This window comes from Neobacillus sp. DZ-9 (assembly GCF_059587065.1).
The window spans coordinates 45,408-62,956 of the sequence record NZ_JCAIOL010000017.1 but is presented as its reverse complement, the minus strand read 5'-3'; the positions used below and the strand labels follow the sequence as shown (position 1 = coordinate 62,956).

Genomic DNA, 17,549 nt, shown 5'->3' with positions numbered 1-17,549 from the left:
GAGCCCCAGTTCGAAAGAGTCGACTCCAGTAGATTTGGGCGGAACAATTCCGTTAACAAGTAAGAGTGAGATTAGTAAGCGAATTAGCTTACAGTCTAATCAGAGTGGAACCACGCATAAGCGTCTCTGTCGTTATGACAGGGGCGTTTTTTATTTACACAAGGCTATTTGCGCATAAATTGTTGTTTTTAGTATAAAGCAACAAAGTTTACGAAAAAAGCCTTACAAAACCAAGGGGGAAATGGCTAATGTTTAGAAGGATGAAGGAGGATATTGAAATTGTTTTTGAGCAGGATCCAGCAGCGCGCAGCTATTTAGAAGTGGTTCTAACCTATTCAGGCGTACATGCCATTTGGGCACACCGCGTCGCCCATGCACTCTTTAAACGGAAGTTATTTTTCTTAGCCCGGGTTGTTTCCCAAATCAGCCGCTTTTTTACGGGGATTGAAATCCATCCTGGGGCAAAAATAGGCAGGAGATTTTTCATCGACCACGGTATGGGAGTTGTCATCGGTGAAACATGTGAAATTGGTGACAATGTAACTGTTTTCCAAGGGGTTACACTCGGAGGTACTGGTAAAGAAAAAGGAAAGAGGCATCCTACTATTAAGGATAATGCCCTCATTGCCACCGGCGCAAAAGTTCTGGGTTCGATTACGGTAGGGGAAAATTCCAAGATTGGTGCAGGTTCAGTCGTATTAAAGGAAGTACCGCCAAACTCAACGGTTGTAGGGGTACCCGGAAGAGTTGTCATTCAGGATGGCAAGCGGATTAATAAAGATTTCAATCATTGCGACCTTCCCGATCCAATTGCTGATCGTTTAAGGGATATGCAATATGAATTAGACCAGTTAAAAGATGAACTGGAAGAATTGAAGGAAGAAAGGATAAAGGTCAATGGCCATTCAACTTTATAATACACTTACGCGTAAAAAAGAAGACTTCATTCCGCTTGAGGAAGGCAAAGTAAAAATGTATGTCTGCGGTCCGACGGTCTATAATTATATCCATATCGGCAATGCCCGACCTGCCATTGTTTTTGATACGGTCCGCCGTTATTTTGAATTCCGCGGCTTTAAGGTAGAGTATGTTTCAAATTTCACCGATGTCGATGACAAATTAATTCGCGCTGCCAATCAATTAGGAACAGATGTCCCGACGATTGCTGACCGATTTATCAATGCTTATTTCGAGGATGTTTCGGCATTAGGATGCAAAAAAGCAGATGTTCATCCTCGCGTCATGGAAAATATGGATATCATTATTGAATTTATCAGCCAATTAATTGAAAAAGGTTACGCTTATGAATCCGAGGGGGATGTTTATTTCCATACCCGGAGCTTCGAGGGATACGGAAAGCTCTCTCATCAATCAATTGATGACTTACAGGTTGGTGCCAGAATCGAAGTCGGCGTTAAGAAGCAGGACGATTTAGACTTTGCTTTATGGAAAGCAGCAAAGGAAGGGGAAATTTACTGGGAAAGCCCATGGGGAATTGGCCGGCCGGGCTGGCATATTGAATGCTCGGCGATGGCAAAAAAATATCTTGGTGATACGATCGATATTCATGCAGGCGGCCAGGATTTAACCTTCCCGCATCATGAAAATGAGATTGCCCAATCGGAAGCTCTTTCAGGCAAGCAGTTCTCTCGCTACTGGATGCATAACGGTTACATTAATATCGATAATGAAAAAATGTCCAAATCACTTGGTAATTTCGTCTTGGTGCATGACATCATTAAGGAACATAATCCACAAGTACTGCGGTTTTTTATGTTATCAGTGCATTATCGCAATCCTATCAATTACAGCGTCGAATTATTGGAAAGCACGAAAGCGGCCTTTGAAAGGTTAATGACCTCTTACCAAAATTTAAAGCATCGCAAAGAGGCAAGTACCGATCTTACTCATAACGATCAAGAATGGCTTGAAAAAATTGCTGCGTTACACGAGCAGTTCATCGAAGCGATGGATGATGATTTTAATACAGCGAAAGCCATTTCCGTATTGTTTGATCTTTCTAAACTGGCGAATTATTATCTATTAGAAAAAACAACAGCAGTAGAAGTTATTGATGCATTTACTAAACAATTTGAAGACCTTTTCAAGGTACTGGGTCTGACAATTGAAAAGGAAGAAATGCTCGATGAAGAAATTGATGCATTAATCGAACAGCGCAACCAGGCAAGGAAAGATCGCAACTTCCAATTGTCTGATCAAATTCGTGACCAGTTGAAGGATATGAACATTATTTTAGAAGACACACCTCAAGGTACTAGGTGGAAAAGAGGCTAATTCATGCTTGATTATGAACAAACAATCGATGCCAAACAATTGAATAGCCTCGCCCTTGCTTACATGGGGGATGCCATTTTTGAAACCTATGTGAGGCGTCATCTCTTGTATGGCGGCCAGGTGCGGCCCCATCAGCTTCACCGCGCCGGTACAAGATATGTATCAGCGAAAGCACAGAGCCAAATTCTTTTTCAAATGATGGATGATGAGCTTTTAAGCGAAGAAGAATTAGCGGTTGTGATGCGCGGCCGTAATGCTAAGTCAGGAACCGTGCCAAAAAACACAGATGTCCAAACCTATCGATACAGTACGGCTTTTGAGGCGTTGATGGGTTATTTATATTTAACGGATAATATCGCTCGTTTAGAAGAACTTATTCAGAAGGCATTTTTGTATGTTGATGAAAAAAGAAAGGAGGAACAAGGATGACTCAGGAATACATCGTTGGAAAAAATCCAGTTATCGAAGCAATAAAATCAGGACGGGATATTAATAAAATTTTAATTGCAGAAGGCTCACAGCGCGGTCAGATGCAGCAAGTGACTCAATTGGCAAAAGAAGCGAATGTGCTCGTGCAATTTGTCCCAAAGAAAAAAATTGATCAAGTGACGGATCAAAATCATCAAGGTGTCCTTGCCTATGTTGCGGCATATCAATATGCAGAAATGGATGATTTGTTTGCAGCTGCAGAAATGAAAAACGAATCTCCTTTCTTTTTATTGCTGGATGAAATTGAGGACCCGCACAACCTTGGTTCGATTATGAGGACCGCCGATGCCGTAGGTGCACACGGTATTATTATTCCTAAGAGGAGGGCAGTAGGTCTTACTGCGACCGTTGCCAAAGCTTCGACAGGAGCAATCGAATATATCCCTGTTGTCCGCGTTACGAATATGGCGCGAACGATTGATGAATTAAAGGAACGCGGTGTTTGGATTGCTGGTACAGATGCAAAAGGAAAACAGGATTATCGTCAAATGGATGGTACACTGCCGCTTGGTTTAGTGATTGGAAGTGAAGGAAAAGGAATAGGAAGGCTGATTCGCGATAAATGTGATTTTCTCATTCATTTGCCGATGGCTGGAAAAGTTACTTCTTTAAATGCCTCTGTAGCTGCTGCCTTGCTGATGTATGAGGTATACCGAAAACGTCATAGTCTAGAGGGATAGCCATGAATATCCTGCTTGTTGACGGTTACAACATTATTGGAGCCTGGCCGGAGCTAAGAGCGTTGAAGGACCGGGACCTGCCGGCGGCACGGGACCGCTTAGTGGAACAAATGGCCGAATACCAAGCGGTTTCCGGTTATCGCGTTATTGTTGTTTTTGATGCCCACTATGTACAAGGAACGGAAAAAAAATATAAAAACCACCAGGTAGAAGTAATCTTTACCAAGGAGAATGAAACAGCCGATGAGCGGATTGAAAAAATGGCCATTAGCTTAAATAATCGGAGAACGCAAATTCATGTGGCCACCTCCGATTTTACAGAACAGTGGGCTATTTTTGGACAAGGGGCGTTAAGAAAATCCGCTCGCGAGCTCCTTGTTGAAATGTCTTCGATTGAGAAGGTCATCGAAAAGAAAGTGAAGAAGATCCAAGATAAAAAACCTGTGTCCAAAATTCCGATTAGCGATGAAATGGCGGAAATTTTTGAAAAATGGCGCAGAGGGCAGAAATGAGCATAGTATTTTCATAGTTTGTCATGTATAATAATACTATCTATGCTTGTTCGGTGGAGGGGATCTACTTTGAGTACGGACTTCGGGACAAAAATCAACGAAGAGTTTTTTCGGATGGAAGACGAAGAAATTGTCGATTTAGTGCATCAGGGTGATAGTGAAGCATTGGATTATTTAATTCATAAGTATCGTAATTTTGTGCGTGCAAAAGCAAGATCCTATTTTTTAATTGGAGCCGATAAAGAAGATATTGTGCAAGAGGGAATGATTGGTCTATATAAGGCTATTCGTGACTTTCGTGAGGACAAGCTCACCTCATTCAAAGCCTTTGCCGAACTATGCATAACCCGGCAAATTATTACGGCGATTAAGACGGCCACACGGCAAAAGCATATTCCGTTGAATTCTTACGTTTCTTTGGACAAGCCTATCTATGATGAAGAGTCGGACCGGACCTTAATGGATGTTTTGTCGGGTGCCAAGGTACTTGACCCGGAAGAATTATTCATTAATCAAGAAGAGTTTGACCATATAGAAGTAAAAATGACAGAATTATTAAGCGATTTAGAGCGAAAAGTTTTAGCCCTTTACCTTGATGGACAGTCCTATCAAGAAATATCAGAAGAACTGAACCGCCATGTTAAATCCATCGATAATGCCTTGCAGCGTGTGAAAAGAAAACTAGAGCGATACCTAGAGATCCGCGAATTTTCGCTTTGATAGATGGTATTATTTTGAATCCGTTCTCATGGTTATTGACATTAAATAGGACACATGTTACATTTTTAGGGATAAAAAAGATGGGTAAAGGTGCCTTATTATGAGTAAAAAAGTCATTCTTGCGTGTGCTGAATGCGGCTCGCGTAATTATTCGACCGCAAGCAAGCAGGCAGTTTCAGAAAGATTAGAATTAAAAAAATTCTGTAAGACTTGCGCAACCCATACAGTCCACCGAGAAACAAAATGATTTCGATAGATTTTTGCAGTGCTGATTAAGATATTCTGGGGGTTACAGAAATGCAACGCATAAAGAAATTCTTTAGTGATATTTTACGTGAAATGAGAAAAGTAAGCTGGCCAAAACGCGGCGAACTAACTCGTTCTACGCTTACCGTTTTATCAACTGTTGTTTTTTTTGCGGCATTCTTTGCTGTACTGGATTTAGGAATTTCTAAATTGATTCGTTTAATTCTTGAATAATAAGATATACTTCATGGTATAATGGTGACTAATAAAGAAATTTTGAACTAAAACCCGTAGACGCGGGTTTTTTAATTTGTAAAAAAATAGGGAGGGACGGACGCGAGTCCTCTTAAATGGAAAAGAATTGGTATGTAGTCCATACTTACTCGGGTTATGAAAATAAAGTAAAGGCAAATCTAGAGAAACGTGTGGAATCAATGGGAATGGCGGATAAAATTTTCCGCGTAGTCGTTCCAGAAGAAGAAGAAACTGAAATCAAAAATGGTAAGAAAAAGGTTGTAAAACGAAAGGTTTTCCCTGGATATGTGCTAGTTGAAATTGTTATGACCGATGATTCTTGGTATGTGGTGCGTAATACACCAGGTGTAACGGGATTTGTTGGATCTGCAGGTTCAGGATCAAAACCGACTCCGTTATTGCCGGAAGAGGTACAAGTATTATTGAAACGTATGGGTGTAGAAGAAAAACGTGTGGATGTTGATTATGAAATCGGTGAGACAGTCCGCGTGAAGGAAGGTCCGTTCGCGAACTTTACTGGAACAGTTGAAGAGATGGATAAGAACCACGCGAAGCTTAAAGTACTTGTTAACATGTTCGGCCGTGACACCCCGGTGGAGCTTGATTTTACTCAAATTGAAAAACTTTAAATAGAAAAGCGGAAGCGCCTTGCCCAGGGGCGACAAGCATAAGACGAGCCGGCGGGAAGGTTGTTTTTTAACCTTCTCGCCGGATTGGCTTATGACCTCGAGCCCCTAGGCGCTGTAGCTAGACAGTAACCAAAGTTAAAAGAAAATTAAAGTTTAATGTAAAAAAACTTGAAATCATTTTTAAAAAATGTTAATATTTCATAGGTCAGTATGTCTCCGAATTGGAGACAAGACTTTTGTCAAGTTCTTTGTATTTATATAAAGACTATTTGCCTGAGTGGGAGGGTTCCTAAGGTTCCCAATTACCACATCACGGACTTTAAGGAGGTGTGTCTCGTGGCTAAAAAAGTAATTAAAGTTGTTAAATTACAAATCCCTGCTGGTAAAGCAAACCCTGCACCACCAGTTGGACCTGCACTAGGTCAAGCAGGTGTTAACATCATGGGATTCTGTAAGGAATTTAACGCTCGTACAGCAGATCAAGCTGGATTGATCATTCCTGTTGAAATCACGGTATTTGAAGACCGTTCATTTACATTTATTACGAAAACTCCTCCTGCTGCCGTTCTTTTGAAAGTAGCAGCTGGAATTCAGTCTGGTTCAGGCCAGCCTAACCGTAATAAGGTAGCAACAGTAAAGCGTGGTACAGTACGCGAGATTGCGGAACAAAAAATGCCTGACCTTAACGCAGCTAGCGTTGAAGCAGCAATGCGCATGGTTGAAGGTACTGCACGCAGCATGGGTATCGTAATCGAAGATTAATCCATGTGAAACTGGTTGTTTTTAATGAGGGGTTGCGCGTTAATAATACTCGCAGCCCTTATTCGTGGGAGAATTATTCGCTAAAACCACAATTTAGGAGGAAATAAAAATGGCTAAAAAAGGTAAAAAGTACCTAGAAGCTGCAAAGCTTGTAGATCGTACAAAAGCTTACCCAATTGCAGATGCAGTTGAGCTTGCGAAACAAACAAACTTTGCAAAATTTGATGCAACTCTTGAAGTTGCTTTCCGCTTAGGCGTTGACCCTAAGAAAGCTGACCAGCAAATCCGTGGAGCTGTTGTGCTTCCAAACGGAACTGGTAAAACTCAACGTGTACTAGTATTCGCGAAGGGTGAAAAAGTGAAAGAAGCTGAAGCAGCTGGCGCTGACTTTGTAGGAGATTCAGAATACATCAACAAAATCCAACAAGGTTGGTTCGAGTTTGATGTAATCGTTGCAACTCCTGACATGATGGGTGAAGTTGGTAAACTTGGTCGTGTATTAGGACCTAAAGGTTTAATGCCAAACCCTAAGACTGGTACAGTTACATTTGATGTAACAAAAGCCATCAATGAAATCAAAGCAGGTAAAGTTGAATACCGTGTTGACAAAGCTGGAAACATCCACGTGCCAATCGGAAAAGCATCTTTCGAAAACGAAAAGCTTGTTGAAAACTTTACAACTGTATTTGAAACAATGTTAAAAGTTAAACCATCTGCTGCAAAAGGAACATACATGAAGAACGTAACTGTTACTTCAACAATGGGCCCTGGCGTAAAAGTAGATCCTTCTACAGTTGCAGCTAGATAATTTTACCAATTGACAATTAAAACAACATCATATAGAATATATTTTGTTGTTTAATATAATAAACATTTGTACTGAAGACAGCAGGTGCCTTAAAGCTTAATGTCCTGCCGAGGTAGAGCGAATAGATTCAACTGAGTTGTTCAGTTGTTATATGCTGCCTCCATGTCTTAGATCGATATGGAGGCTTTTACTTGCCTGGTATAAATGTAGAAATTCTACAGGAGGTGTAAAGATGAGCAGTGCAATCGAAGCAAAAAAACATATTGTTGAAGAAATCACCGATAAATTAAAAAGCAGCGTATCAACAATCGTTGTTGATTACCGCGGACTAACAGTTGCTGAAGTAACTGAACTTCGTAAACAACTTCGTGAAGCTGGTATTGAGTTCAAAGTTTACAAAAACACTATGACTCGCCGTGCTGCAGAAGCTGCTGAGCTTAATGGCTTAAATGATGCATTAACAGGTCCAAACGCAATCGCGTTCAGTACTGAAGATGTAGTTGCTCCAGCGAAGATCCTAAACGACTTCGCGAAAAAGCATGAAGCACTTGAAATTAAAGCAGGTGTAATTGAAGGTAATGTTGCAACAGTTGAAGAGGTTAAAGCTCTTGCTGAACTTCCTTCACGCGAAGGCTTGCTATCTATGCTACTCAGCGTACTACAAGCTCCAATCCGCAATCTTGCTCTTGCTACAAAAGCTGTGGCAGAACAAAAAGAAGAACAAGGCGCGTAAGTTAATCTTAAACGCAAATTAAAATAGTAAACGAAAACTAAGGAGGAAACATAATCATGACTAAAGAACAAATTATTGAAGCAGTTAAAAATATGACTGTTTTAGAACTTAACGATCTAGTAAAAGCAATTGAAGAAGAATTCGGCGTAACTGCTGCTGCTCCTGTAGCAATGGTAGGCGGAGCTGGTGCTGCTGCTGTTGAAGAAAAAACAGAATTCGACGTAATCCTAGCTGGCGCTGGAGACCAAAAAATCAAGGTTATCAAAGTTGTTCGTGAAATCACTGGTCTTGGTCTTAAAGAAGCAAAAGATCTTGTTGACAACACTCCAAAGCCAATCAAAGAAGGCATTGCTAAAGAAGAAGCTGAAGCAATCAAAGCTAAGCTTGATGAAGTTGGAGCAAACGTTGAAGTTAAGTAATTTTGATATAAGAAAGCTCGCTGTATAAGCGGGCTTTTTTCTACTTCCTCAATTTTCTACAATATATACTCCTCTGGAGGTGAGTCTATTGTCAGAACACTACTATTCTCGAACCCAAAAGGTTGAAAGTGATCCGAAATATTGGGATTTCAGCTTAAAAAACCATACCTTCCGTTTTAAAACGGATAATGGTGTTTTTTCTAAAAGAGAAGTAGATTTTGGCTCACGGTTATTAATTGAGTCTTTTGAATTGCCGGCTGTGGAAGGGTTTGTACTGGATATTGGCTGCGGCTATGGACCGATTGGGTTGTCTTTGGCGAAAACCTATCAAGATCGACTTGTACATATGGTTGATGTTAATGAGCGGGCGCTTGAATTAGCTAAGGAAAATGCGGAACTCAACCGTATTGACAATGTGAAAATTTATGAAAGTGATCGGCTGGAAAATGTGAAGGAGAATTCTTTCTCTGCTATTCTTACAAATCCGCCGATTAGAGCTGGAAAAAAGACGGTGCATGATATTTTTGAGCAAAGCTATGAACATCTTGTTGAGCAAGGAGAGCTTTGGGTAGTCATTCAAAAGAAACAAGGTGCACCATCCGCGCTTGAAAAATTAAAAACTTTATTTTCCCATGTAGAAACTATTGACAAATCGAAAGGTTATTTTATCATAAAGGCGATAAAATAGTTGACTCGGAATTGTCATTGTGGTAGCATTATAAAATGCCATCATAATATTTACCGAATTATTCCTTAAAATACTTGTTTTTTAAGTATAAAATTGGAGTAAGAAGGAAATGATGACAAAATAATAGTTAAAATGTGAAAATGTGGTTTTTGAGCAAAAAACCCTTTTTCTTTTTGTCTTATAGAAATGACTTCAGTTCTTTCTATAGGATGTAATAGATTTTTTTAAATAACGCTTGATTTGAGGGGTGAATCAGTTGACAGGTCAACTAGTTCAGTATGGACGACACCGCCAACGAAGAAGTTACGCGCGAATCAGTGAAGTTTTAGAATTACCAAATCTAATCGAAATCCAAACCTCTTCCTATCAATGGTTTCTTGATGAGGGATTACGTGAAATGTTCCAGGATATTTCACCGATTGAAGACTTTACTGGTAACCTATCACTAGAATTTATTGATTACAGTCTTGGCGATCCAAAGTATTCTGTTGAAGAGTCTAAAGAACGGGACGTTACATATTCAGCTCCATTGCGTGTAAAAGTACGTCTTGTAAACAAAGAAACAGGCGAAGTAAAAGATCAGGATGTCTTCATGGGTGATTTCCCGCTCATGACTGAAACAGGCACGTTTGTTATCAATGGTGCAGAACGCGTTATTGTCTCACAATTAGTGCGCTCGCCGAGTGTCTACTTCAGTGGCAAGCTTGATAAAAACGGAAAAAAAGGATTTACAGCAACTGTAATTCCGAACCGCGGCGCTTGGCTTGAGTATGAAACTGATGCCAAAGATGTCGTATATGTCAGAATAGATCGTACTCGGAAACTGCCCGTTACGGTTCTTTTGCGTGCCCTTGGGTTCGGCTCTGATCAAGAAATCATTGAATTGATTGGTGACAACGAATATATCCGCAACACGCTTGAAAAGGACAACACGGAAGGTGTAGACAAAGCGTTACTAGAAATCTATGAACGCCTTCGTCCAGGTGAACCGCCTACCGTTGATAACGCAAAAAGCTTATTAGTTTCCCGTTTCTTCGATCCAAAGCGCTATGACCTTGCCAATGTAGGACGTTACAAAATTAATAAGAAGCTTCACATTAAAAACCGTTTATTCAATCAACGTTTAGCAGAATCACTTGCTGATCCTGAAACAGGCGAAATCATTGCTGAAAAAGGATTAGTACTTGATAGAAGGAACCTTGATAGAATTTTACCGGCGCTTGAAAAACATATTAATTTCAAAAACTTTAATCCTGTTGGCGGCGTAGTGGAAGAAGATATTACCCTTCAGGGCATTAAAATTTATGCTCCTGGAGATGAAAACGAAAAAGTCATTAATGTTCTCGGCAACGCTTATGTTGCGGAACCAATTAAAAATATTACTCCTGCAGATATCATTGCATCAATCAGCTACTTCTTTAACCTGCTGCATGGTGTAGGTGATACAGATGATATCGACCACTTGGGTAACCGACGTCTTCGTTCTGTTGGAGAACTATTGCAGAATCAATTCCGTATCGGTTTATCCCGTATGGAGCGTGTAGTTCGTGAAAGAATGTCGATTCAAGACACAGCGACGATTACTCCGCAGCAGTTAATTAATATTCGTCCAGTAATTGCGTCAATTAAAGAATTCTTCGGAAGCTCACAATTATCGCAGTTCATGGATCAAACGAATCCGTTAGCTGAATTAACACATAAAAGGCGTCTATCTGCATTAGGACCAGGTGGATTAACGCGTGAACGTGCAGGCTTTGAAGTGCGTGACGTTCACTATTCTCACTATGGCCGGATGTGTCCGATTGAAACACCTGAAGGTCCGAACATCGGGTTGATCAACTCCTTATCATCCTATGCAAAGGTAAATCGTTTCGGATTTATTGAAACACCATATCGCAGAGTTGACCCTGATACTGGAAAAGTAACAAGCAGAATCGATTACTTAACAGCAGATGAGGAAGATAACTATGTTACGGCACAGGCGAACTCTCGTCTAGGAGATGATGGTTCTTTCTTGGATGAAGATATCGTAGCCCGTTTCCGTGGTGAAAACACTGTAGTTAAACGTGAACGAATTGACTATATGGATGTATCACCAAAACAGGTTGTTTCTGCGGCGACTGCTTGTATTCCGTTCCTTGAAAACGATGACTCGAACCGTGCCTTAATGGGTGCGAACATGCAGCGTCAAGCTGTGCCGTTAATGCAGCCAGAAGCACCAAGGGTAGGAACAGGTATGGAATATGTATCTGGTAAAGACTCCGGTGCAGCTGTTATTTGTAAGCATGAAGGTATTGTTGAGCACGTGGAAGCGCGAGAAGTATGGGTTCGTCGTATTAAAGAGGTAGACGGACAAGAAGTAAAAGGCGATCTTGATAAATATCGCATGTTAAAGTTCATTCGTTCCAATCAAGGAACCTGCTATAACCAACGCCCAATTGTGGCTGTTGGAAACCGTGTAACAAAAGGTGAAATTCTCGCTGACGGTCCATCCATGGAGCTAGGTGAGTTAGCACTTGGACGTAACGTTCTCGTTGCCTTTATGACATGGGATGGTTACAACTACGAAGACGCGATTATCATGAGTCAGCGTCTAGTAAAAGAAGATGTATACACATCGATCCACATCGAAGAATATGAATCAGAATCTCGCGATACGAAACTTGGACCAGAAGAAATTACCCGTGATATTCCAAACGTAGGGGAAGATGCCCTTCGCAACTTGGATGAGCGCGGTATTATCCGCACTGGTGCTGAAGTAAAAGATGGAGACCTGCTCGTTGGTAAAGTAACCCCTAAGGGTGTAACGGAACTGACTGCAGAAGAGCGTCTTCTTCATGCGATCTTTGGCGAAAAGGCCCGTGAAGTTCGTGATACATCACTTCGCGTTCCGCATGGCGGTGGCGGTATTGTTCTTGATGTTAAAGTCTTTAATCGTGAAGACGGCGATGAACTGCCACCAGGCGTGAATCAGCTTGTCCGCGTATATATCGTTCAGAAACGTAAGATCTCTGAAGGAGATAAAATGGCAGGACGCCACGGAAACAAAGGGGTTATCTCAAGGATTTTACCAGAGGAAGATATGCCATATCTTCCAGACGGTACACCAGTTGATATCATGTTAAACCCATTAGGGGTACCATCACGGATGAATATCGGTCAGGTGCTGGAGCTCCATCTTGGGATGGCAGCACGCTACCTTGGTATTCATGTTGCATCACCTGTATTTGACGGTGCCCGTGAAGAAGATGTTTGGGGTACGATTGAAGAAGCAGGTATGGCACGGGATGCGAAAACAGTTCTGTATGATGGACGTTCCGGTGAACCATTTGATAACCGTGTTTCTGTTGGTGTCATGTATATGATCAAACTGGCACACATGGTAGATGATAAATTGCATGCTCGTTCCACTGGACCTTACTCACTTGTTACGCAGCAGCCACTTGGCGGTAAAGCTCAGTTTGGCGGACAGCGCTTCGGTGAGATGGAGGTTTGGGCACTTGAAGCATACGGTGCTGCATACACACTTCAAGAAATTCTTACCGTTAAATCAGATGACGTGGTTGGCCGTGTGAAAACATATGAAGCTATCGTAAAAGGTGAAAATGTTCCAGAACCTGGCGTCCCTGAGTCCTTCAAAGTATTAATTAAAGAGCTTCAAAGCTTAGGTATGGATGTGAAAATTCTATCTGGCGATGAAAAAGAAATTGAAATGCGAGATACGGAAGATGACGATGACTTACAGCAAGTTGATACGTTAAACATTGTTCCAGAGGCACCAAACTTTGAATCTGAAAAGGTTGGTTCAAAAGAATAGATTTTTACGTTAAAAGCGCACAACCAATGTGTGTGCGCTTTTAACCTTTCTTTACTTCCTAGCTGCAGCGCGCAGCCAGTTTTCATCCCCGAATAAGCTACTTGAGTATCTTGCGAAAAGCGTTAGCTTTGAGCAGCTCGAGGTCATAAGCCAAAATCCTCCAGAAGGCAAAAAACGCCTTCTTGCGGATTTCGTCTTATGCTTGTCGGGGCTAAGACGCGCGCTTCCGCTTTATTATGCACTAAGGGTAAAACCTGGAGAACGAAAGGGAGGTAGGCCCCTTGATAGACGTTAATAATTTTGAGTATATGAAAATTGGTCTTGCTTCACCGGATAAAATCCGTTCATGGTCGTTCGGAGAAGTCAAAAAGCCAGAAACCATTAACTATCGTACGTTAAAGCCAGAAAAGGACGGTTTATTCTGTGAGCGTATCTTCGGTCCGACAAAGGACTGGGAATGTCATTGCGGGAAGTACAAGCGTGTCCGTTATAAAGGTGTAGTCTGTGACCGATGCGGCGTTGAAGTAACACGTGCGAAAGTTCGCCGTGAACGTATGGGTCATATTGAGCTAGCTGCACCTGTTTCTCATATTTGGTATTTTAAAGGAATCCCAAGCCGGATGGGTCTTGTGTTAGACATGTCCCCAAGGGCGCTCGAGGAAGTTATTTATTTTGCTTCCTATGTCGTAACTGAATCCGGTGATACTGCACTTGATAAAAAGCAACTACTTTCTGAAAAAGAATATCGGGCTTACCGTGAAAAGTACGGAAACAAATTCCAAGCTGCCATGGGTGCCGAAGCGATTAAAAAGCTTCTTTCTGATATCGATTTAGAAAAAGAAGTAGATAGCTTAAAGGAAGAATTGAAAACTGCACAAGGCCAGCGCCGTACGCGTGCGATTAAGCGCCTTGAAGTCTTAGAAGCATTCCGTGGTTCAGGCAACGAGCCTTCATGGATGATTCTCGATGTTCTGCCAGTAATACCGCCAGAATTACGTCCAATGGTTCAATTGGATGGCGGAAGATTTGCAACATCTGACTTAAACGATCTTTACCGTCGAGTGATTAACCGTAACAATCGTCTTAAGCGTTTATTAGATCTTGGTGCACCTAGCATTATCGTTCAAAACGAAAAGCGGATGCTTCAAGAAGCCGTTGACGCCTTGATTGATAACGGCCGCCGTGGTCGTCCTGTTACAGGTCCTGGTAACCGTCCGTTGAAGTCACTTTCCCATATGTTAAAAGGAAAGCAAGGACGTTTCCGTCAAAACCTGCTCGGAAAACGTGTTGACTATTCAGGACGTTCTGTAATCGTTGTAGGTCCAAACCTAAAAATGTATCAGTGCGGCCTTCCGAAAGAAATGGCACTTGAACTATTCAAGCCATTTGTGATGAAGGAGCTTGTTGAAAAAGGTCTAGCCCATAATATTAAATCAGCAAAACGTAAAATTGAACGAGTATCTCCAGATGTTTGGGATGTACTTGAAGATGTTATCAGAGAGCATCCGGTTTTATTAAACCGTGCCCCTACACTGCATAGATTAGGGATCCAAGCATTCGAGCCTACACTAGTTGAAGGTAGAGCAATTCGACTTCACCCGCTTGTATGTACAGCATATAACGCGGACTTCGACGGTGACCAAATGGCGGTTCACGTACCGCTTTCATCTGAAGCACAAGCAGAAGCACGTCTTTTAATGCTTGCTGCCCAAAACATCTTGAACCCTAAAGATGGTAAACCGGTTGTTACACCGTCTCAGGACATGGTTTTAGGTAACTATTACTTAACTCTTGAGCGTGAGGGTACAGTCGGCGAAGGTATGATTTTTAAAGATACAAACGAAGCGGTGCTAGCATATCAAAATGGTTATGCTCACTTCCATACTCGTGTCGCTGTTCATGCCGGATCATTGGGAAATGAAACTTTTACAGAAGAGCAAAATAATAAGTTATTAATCACAACCGTTGGTAAGCTTATTTTTAATGAAATTCTGCCAAAATCATTCCCGTATATTAATGAACCAACTCGACACAATTTAGAAGTTGAAACACCTGCCAAATATTTTGTAGAAAAAGGCGAAGATATCTCTGCGAAAATCAAAGATATGCCATTAGTTGATCCGTTCAAGAAGAAAATCCTTGGAAATATCATTGCAGAAGTATTCAAGCGTTTCAAGATTACTGAAACGTCAAAAATGCTTGACCGCATGAAAGACTTAGGATTTAAGCATTCAACTAAAGCTGGTATTACTGTTGGTGTGGCAGATATCGTCGTACTAGGCGAAAAACAAGAAATTCTGAAAGAAGCACAAGGTAAAGTAGATAACGTTTTGAAACAGTTCAGACGTGGTTTAATTACCGAAGATGAGCGTTATGACCGTGTTATCGCCATCTGGAGTGCAGCTAAAGATACCATTCAAGGCAAGCTGATGAAATCCTTGAATAAAACCAACCCAATTTTCATGATGTCTGATTCCGGTGCCCGTGGTAACGCCTCAAACTTCACCCAGCTTGCTGGTATGCGCGGCTTGATGGCCAACCCGGCTGGACGTATCATCGAGTTACCGATTAAATCAAGTTTCCGTGAAGGATTAACGGTATTAGAGTACTTTATCTCTACACACGGTGCGCGTAAAGGTCTTGCCGATACCGCTCTTAAAACCGCTGACTCTGGTTACTTGACTCGTCGTCTTGTTGACGTTGCACAGGATGTTATAGTCCGAGAAGATGATTGCGGAACCGATCGCGGCTTTACAATCAGTGCCTTAAAAGACGGTACGGAAATCATTGAAGGCTTGGATGAACGCTTAATCGGACGCTATGCACGCAAAGCAATTAAGCATCCTGAAACAAAAGAAGTGCTTGTTCCTGAAAATGGTCTGATTACTGAAGATTTAGCGGAAATCATTGTTGGTGCAGGTATTGAAATCGTAAAAATTCGCTCTGCCTTTACATGTAATACCCGACATGGTGTATGTAAGAAGTGTTATGGACGCAACTTGGCAACTGGTCAAGAGGTCGAAGTGGGCGAAGCAGTTGGTATTATCGCTGCTCAATCCATCGGTGAACCAGGTACACAGTTAACCATGCGTACGTTCCATACGGGTGGGGTAGCCGGAGACGATATCACTCAAGGTTTACCGCGTATCCAAGAGATTTTCGAAGCCCGTAACCCTAAAGGGGTTGCCGTTATTTCTGAAATTGATGGTATTGTTGTGGGTATCAACGAAGGGCGTGACCGCCAGCATGAAATTGTTGTTCAAGGCGAGGTTGAATCACGTTCTTATAATGCACCATACACAGCACGCTTGAAGGTTGCTATCAACGATCAGGTTGGACGTGGCCAAGAATTAACGGAAGGTTCTATTGACCCTAAAGAATTAATTAAAGTAAAAGACGTTACATCTGTTCAAGAATACCTATTGCGTGAAGTACAAAAGGTTTATCGTATGCAAGGGGTAGAAATTGGGGATAAGCACGTTGAAGTAATGGTACGTCAAATGCTGCGTAAAATCCGTGTCAGCGATGCGGGTGAAACTGATGTATTACCTGGTACACTTCTGGATATTCACCAGTTTACGGATGCGAACGAAAAAGCATTACTGTCTGGGAAAATGCCGGCGACAGGCCGTCCTGTTTTACTTGGTATTACAAAAGCATCACTTGAAACCGATTCATTCTTGTCAGCAGCATCGTTCCAAGAAACAACAAGAGTTCTTACCGATGCAGCGATCAAAGGCAAGCGCGATGAATTACTTGGCTTAAAAGAAAATGTTATCATCGGAAAACTTGTACCAGCTGGTACCGGCATGCAGCGCTACCGCAAAGCAGAGCCTGTCTTGAGGGATACGACTTCTGAAGAAACAGTGGCAGTAGATTAAAAATATTTTGTACGGTATCTGCCCAATGGCAGATACCGTATTTTAAGAAAAATATTCAATGTATTGTTGACATCTTATTTCGAAGATGTTACTATATCAAAGGTGCTCCTATTCACCTGATACTTTGGAGGATATGGTTAATGTCTTATGAAAAAGTATTACAGGCACAAAAGATCATTATAGGAACTAAACAAACAGTGAAAGCCCTAAAGGAAGGGAAAGTTCAAGAAATTTTCGTCGCAATCGATGCAGAACCAAAGGTTACTGGAAAGATTGTAGAAGAAGCTCTTGGATTCAACGTTCCGGTCCAATACGTTGACTCGATGAAAAAGCTCGGGAAAGCGTGCGGGATTGAAGTAGGTGCGGCAGCTGTAGCAATTATCCGTTAAAAACTGTTTTTGTAGATAGAGTAGTCTGCAAAAACTTTGTTTTTGCAAAAAAATGAACCACCTGGATGTGTGGGCTTACAAATAATGAAGGGAGGAAAAATTCATGCCTACTATTAACCAATTAGTGCGCAAGCCTCGTCAATCTAAAGAGGAAAAGTCAAAATCACCTGCGCTAAATAAAGGTTACAACAGCTTCAAGAAATCACAAACTGATGTATCTTCACCA

The 17,549-nt window shown here is 41.5% G+C and carries 17 protein-coding genes, 1 pseudogene and 2 other annotated features (1 of these 20 only partly in view); all 18 genes and pseudogenes read left to right on the top strand.

Features of this window, described 5'->3' with window-relative positions; genetic code table 11:
• Positions 1-131, top strand: a binding site (T-box leader); it begins 102 nt to the left of the window's first position.
• Between the two features lie 117 nt (positions 132-248).
• Complete coding sequence (gene cysE, locus AC59HZ_RS28990) at positions 249-917, top strand: serine O-acetyltransferase (protein WP_496549205.1); 669 nt, start codon at positions 249-251, stop codon at positions 915-917.
• On the top strand, positions 898-2,295 hold the full coding sequence (cysS, locus tag AC59HZ_RS28985; RefSeq protein WP_496549204.1) for a cysteine--tRNA ligase: 1,398 nt from the start codon (positions 898-900) through the stop codon (positions 2,293-2,295). The genes cysE and cysS overlap by 20 nt, the downstream gene beginning before the upstream one ends.
• Before the next feature lie 3 nt (positions 2,296-2,298).
• Complete coding sequence (locus tag AC59HZ_RS28980) at positions 2,299-2,724, top strand: Mini-ribonuclease 3 (protein ID WP_496549203.1); 426 nt, start codon at positions 2,299-2,301, stop codon at positions 2,722-2,724.
• Entirely contained in the window at positions 2,721-3,464 is a 744-nt protein-coding gene (rlmB, locus tag AC59HZ_RS28975) for a 23S rRNA (guanosine(2251)-2'-O)-methyltransferase RlmB (RefSeq protein WP_496549202.1), read from the top strand. The genes AC59HZ_RS28980 and rlmB overlap by 4 nt, the downstream gene beginning before the upstream one ends.
• Positions 3,465-3,466: 2 nt before the next feature.
• Positions 3,467-3,976, top strand: a complete 510-nt coding sequence (locus AC59HZ_RS28970) for an NYN domain-containing protein (RefSeq protein ID WP_496549201.1) — start codon at positions 3,467-3,469, stop codon at positions 3,974-3,976.
• A gap of 69 nt (positions 3,977-4,045) precedes the next feature.
• A complete protein-coding gene (sigH, locus tag AC59HZ_RS28965) occupies positions 4,046-4,696 on the top strand; it encodes an RNA polymerase sporulation sigma factor SigH (protein WP_496549200.1) in 651 nt (216 codons plus the stop codon).
• Between the two features lie 100 nt (positions 4,697-4,796).
• On the top strand, positions 4,797-4,943 hold the full coding sequence (rpmG, locus tag AC59HZ_RS28960; protein WP_496549199.1) for a 50S ribosomal protein L33: 147 nt from the start codon (positions 4,797-4,799) through the stop codon (positions 4,941-4,943).
• Between the two features lie 50 nt (positions 4,944-4,993).
• Positions 4,994-5,176 carry a preprotein translocase subunit SecE gene (gene secE, locus AC59HZ_RS28955; RefSeq protein ID WP_430067750.1) on the top strand — a complete coding sequence of 61 codons (183 nt, stop codon included), beginning with the start codon at positions 4,994-4,996 and terminating at the stop codon, positions 5,174-5,176.
• A gap of 116 nt (positions 5,177-5,292) precedes the next feature.
• A complete protein-coding gene (gene nusG / locus AC59HZ_RS28950; protein ID WP_496549198.1) occupies positions 5,293-5,826 on the top strand; it encodes a transcription termination/antitermination protein NusG in 534 nt (177 codons plus the stop codon).
• A 336-nt stretch (positions 5,827-6,162) separates the two neighbouring features.
• The gene (rplK, locus tag AC59HZ_RS28945) at positions 6,163-6,588 is read left to right on the top strand and encodes a 50S ribosomal protein L11 (RefSeq protein WP_223595882.1); all 426 of its coding nucleotides are present in this window, start codon (positions 6,163-6,165) and stop codon (positions 6,586-6,588) included.
• Between the two features lie 109 nt (positions 6,589-6,697).
• On the top strand, positions 6,698-7,396 hold the full coding sequence (gene rplA, locus AC59HZ_RS28940) for a 50S ribosomal protein L1 (protein ID WP_496549197.1): 699 nt from the start codon (positions 6,698-6,700) through the stop codon (positions 7,394-7,396).
• Positions 7,397-7,449: 53 nt separating this feature from the next.
• Positions 7,450-7,595 (top strand) — a sequence feature (ribosomal protein L10 leader region).
• A 33-nt stretch (positions 7,596-7,628) separates the two neighbouring features.
• Positions 7,629-8,129 (top strand): 50S ribosomal protein L10, encoded by a 501-nt coding sequence (gene rplJ, locus AC59HZ_RS28935; protein ID WP_496549196.1) that lies wholly within the window; start codon positions 7,629-7,631, stop codon positions 8,127-8,129.
• 56 nt (positions 8,130-8,185) lie between these two features.
• On the top strand, positions 8,186-8,548 hold the full coding sequence (rplL, locus tag AC59HZ_RS28930; protein ID WP_496549195.1) for a 50S ribosomal protein L7/L12: 363 nt from the start codon (positions 8,186-8,188) through the stop codon (positions 8,546-8,548).
• Between the two features lie 88 nt (positions 8,549-8,636).
• Positions 8,637-9,236: a class I SAM-dependent methyltransferase gene (locus AC59HZ_RS28925; protein ID WP_496549194.1), complete on the top strand. Its 600-nt coding sequence runs from the start codon at positions 8,637-8,639 to the stop codon at positions 9,234-9,236.
• A gap of 256 nt (positions 9,237-9,492) precedes the next feature.
• Entirely contained in the window at positions 9,493-13,053 is a 3,561-nt protein-coding gene (rpoB, locus tag AC59HZ_RS28920; protein WP_496549193.1) for a DNA-directed RNA polymerase subunit beta, read from the top strand.
• A 281-nt stretch (positions 13,054-13,334) separates the two neighbouring features.
• Positions 13,335-16,934: a DNA-directed RNA polymerase subunit beta' gene (gene rpoC, locus AC59HZ_RS28915; RefSeq protein ID WP_496549192.1), complete on the top strand. Its 3,600-nt coding sequence runs from the start codon at positions 13,335-13,337 to the stop codon at positions 16,932-16,934.
• 140 nt (positions 16,935-17,074) lie between these two features.
• Positions 17,075-17,323: a 50S ribosomal protein L7ae-like protein gene (locus AC59HZ_RS28910; RefSeq protein WP_496549191.1), complete on the top strand. Its 249-nt coding sequence runs from the start codon at positions 17,075-17,077 to the stop codon at positions 17,321-17,323.
• 103 nt (positions 17,324-17,426) lie between these two features.
• Positions 17,427-17,549: pseudogene (locus tag AC59HZ_RS28905) on the top strand (30S ribosomal protein S12); the annotation flags it as partial.

Bases quoted from the DNA above. Each gene is read 5' to 3' on its own strand.
- cysE (WP_496549205.1), top strand. From the start codon at position 249: ATGTTTAGAAGGATGAAGGAGGATATTGAAATTGTTTTTGAGCAGGAT.
- cysS (WP_496549204.1), top strand. From the start codon at position 898: ATGGCCATTCAACTTTATAATACACTTACGCGTAAAAAAGAAGACTTC.
- AC59HZ_RS28980 (WP_496549203.1), top strand. From the start codon at position 2,299: ATGCTTGATTATGAACAAACAATCGATGCCAAACAATTGAATAGCCTC.
- rlmB (WP_496549202.1), top strand. From the start codon at position 2,721: ATGACTCAGGAATACATCGTTGGAAAAAATCCAGTTATCGAAGCAATA.
- AC59HZ_RS28970 (WP_496549201.1), top strand. From the start codon at position 3,467: ATGAATATCCTGCTTGTTGACGGTTACAACATTATTGGAGCCTGGCCG.
- rpmG (WP_496549199.1), top strand. From the start codon at position 4,797: ATGAGTAAAAAAGTCATTCTTGCGTGTGCTGAATGCGGCTCGCGTAAT.
- secE (WP_430067750.1), top strand. From the start codon at position 4,994: ATGCAACGCATAAAGAAATTCTTTAGTGATATTTTACGTGAAATGAGA.
- nusG (WP_496549198.1), top strand. From the start codon at position 5,293: ATGGAAAAGAATTGGTATGTAGTCCATACTTACTCGGGTTATGAAAAT.
- rplA (WP_496549197.1), top strand. From the start codon at position 6,698: ATGGCTAAAAAAGGTAAAAAGTACCTAGAAGCTGCAAAGCTTGTAGAT.
- rplJ (WP_496549196.1), top strand. From the start codon at position 7,629: ATGAGCAGTGCAATCGAAGCAAAAAAACATATTGTTGAAGAAATCACC.
- rplL (WP_496549195.1), top strand. From the start codon at position 8,186: ATGACTAAAGAACAAATTATTGAAGCAGTTAAAAATATGACTGTTTTA.
- AC59HZ_RS28910 (WP_496549191.1), top strand. From the start codon at position 17,075: ATGTCTTATGAAAAAGTATTACAGGCACAAAAGATCATTATAGGAACT.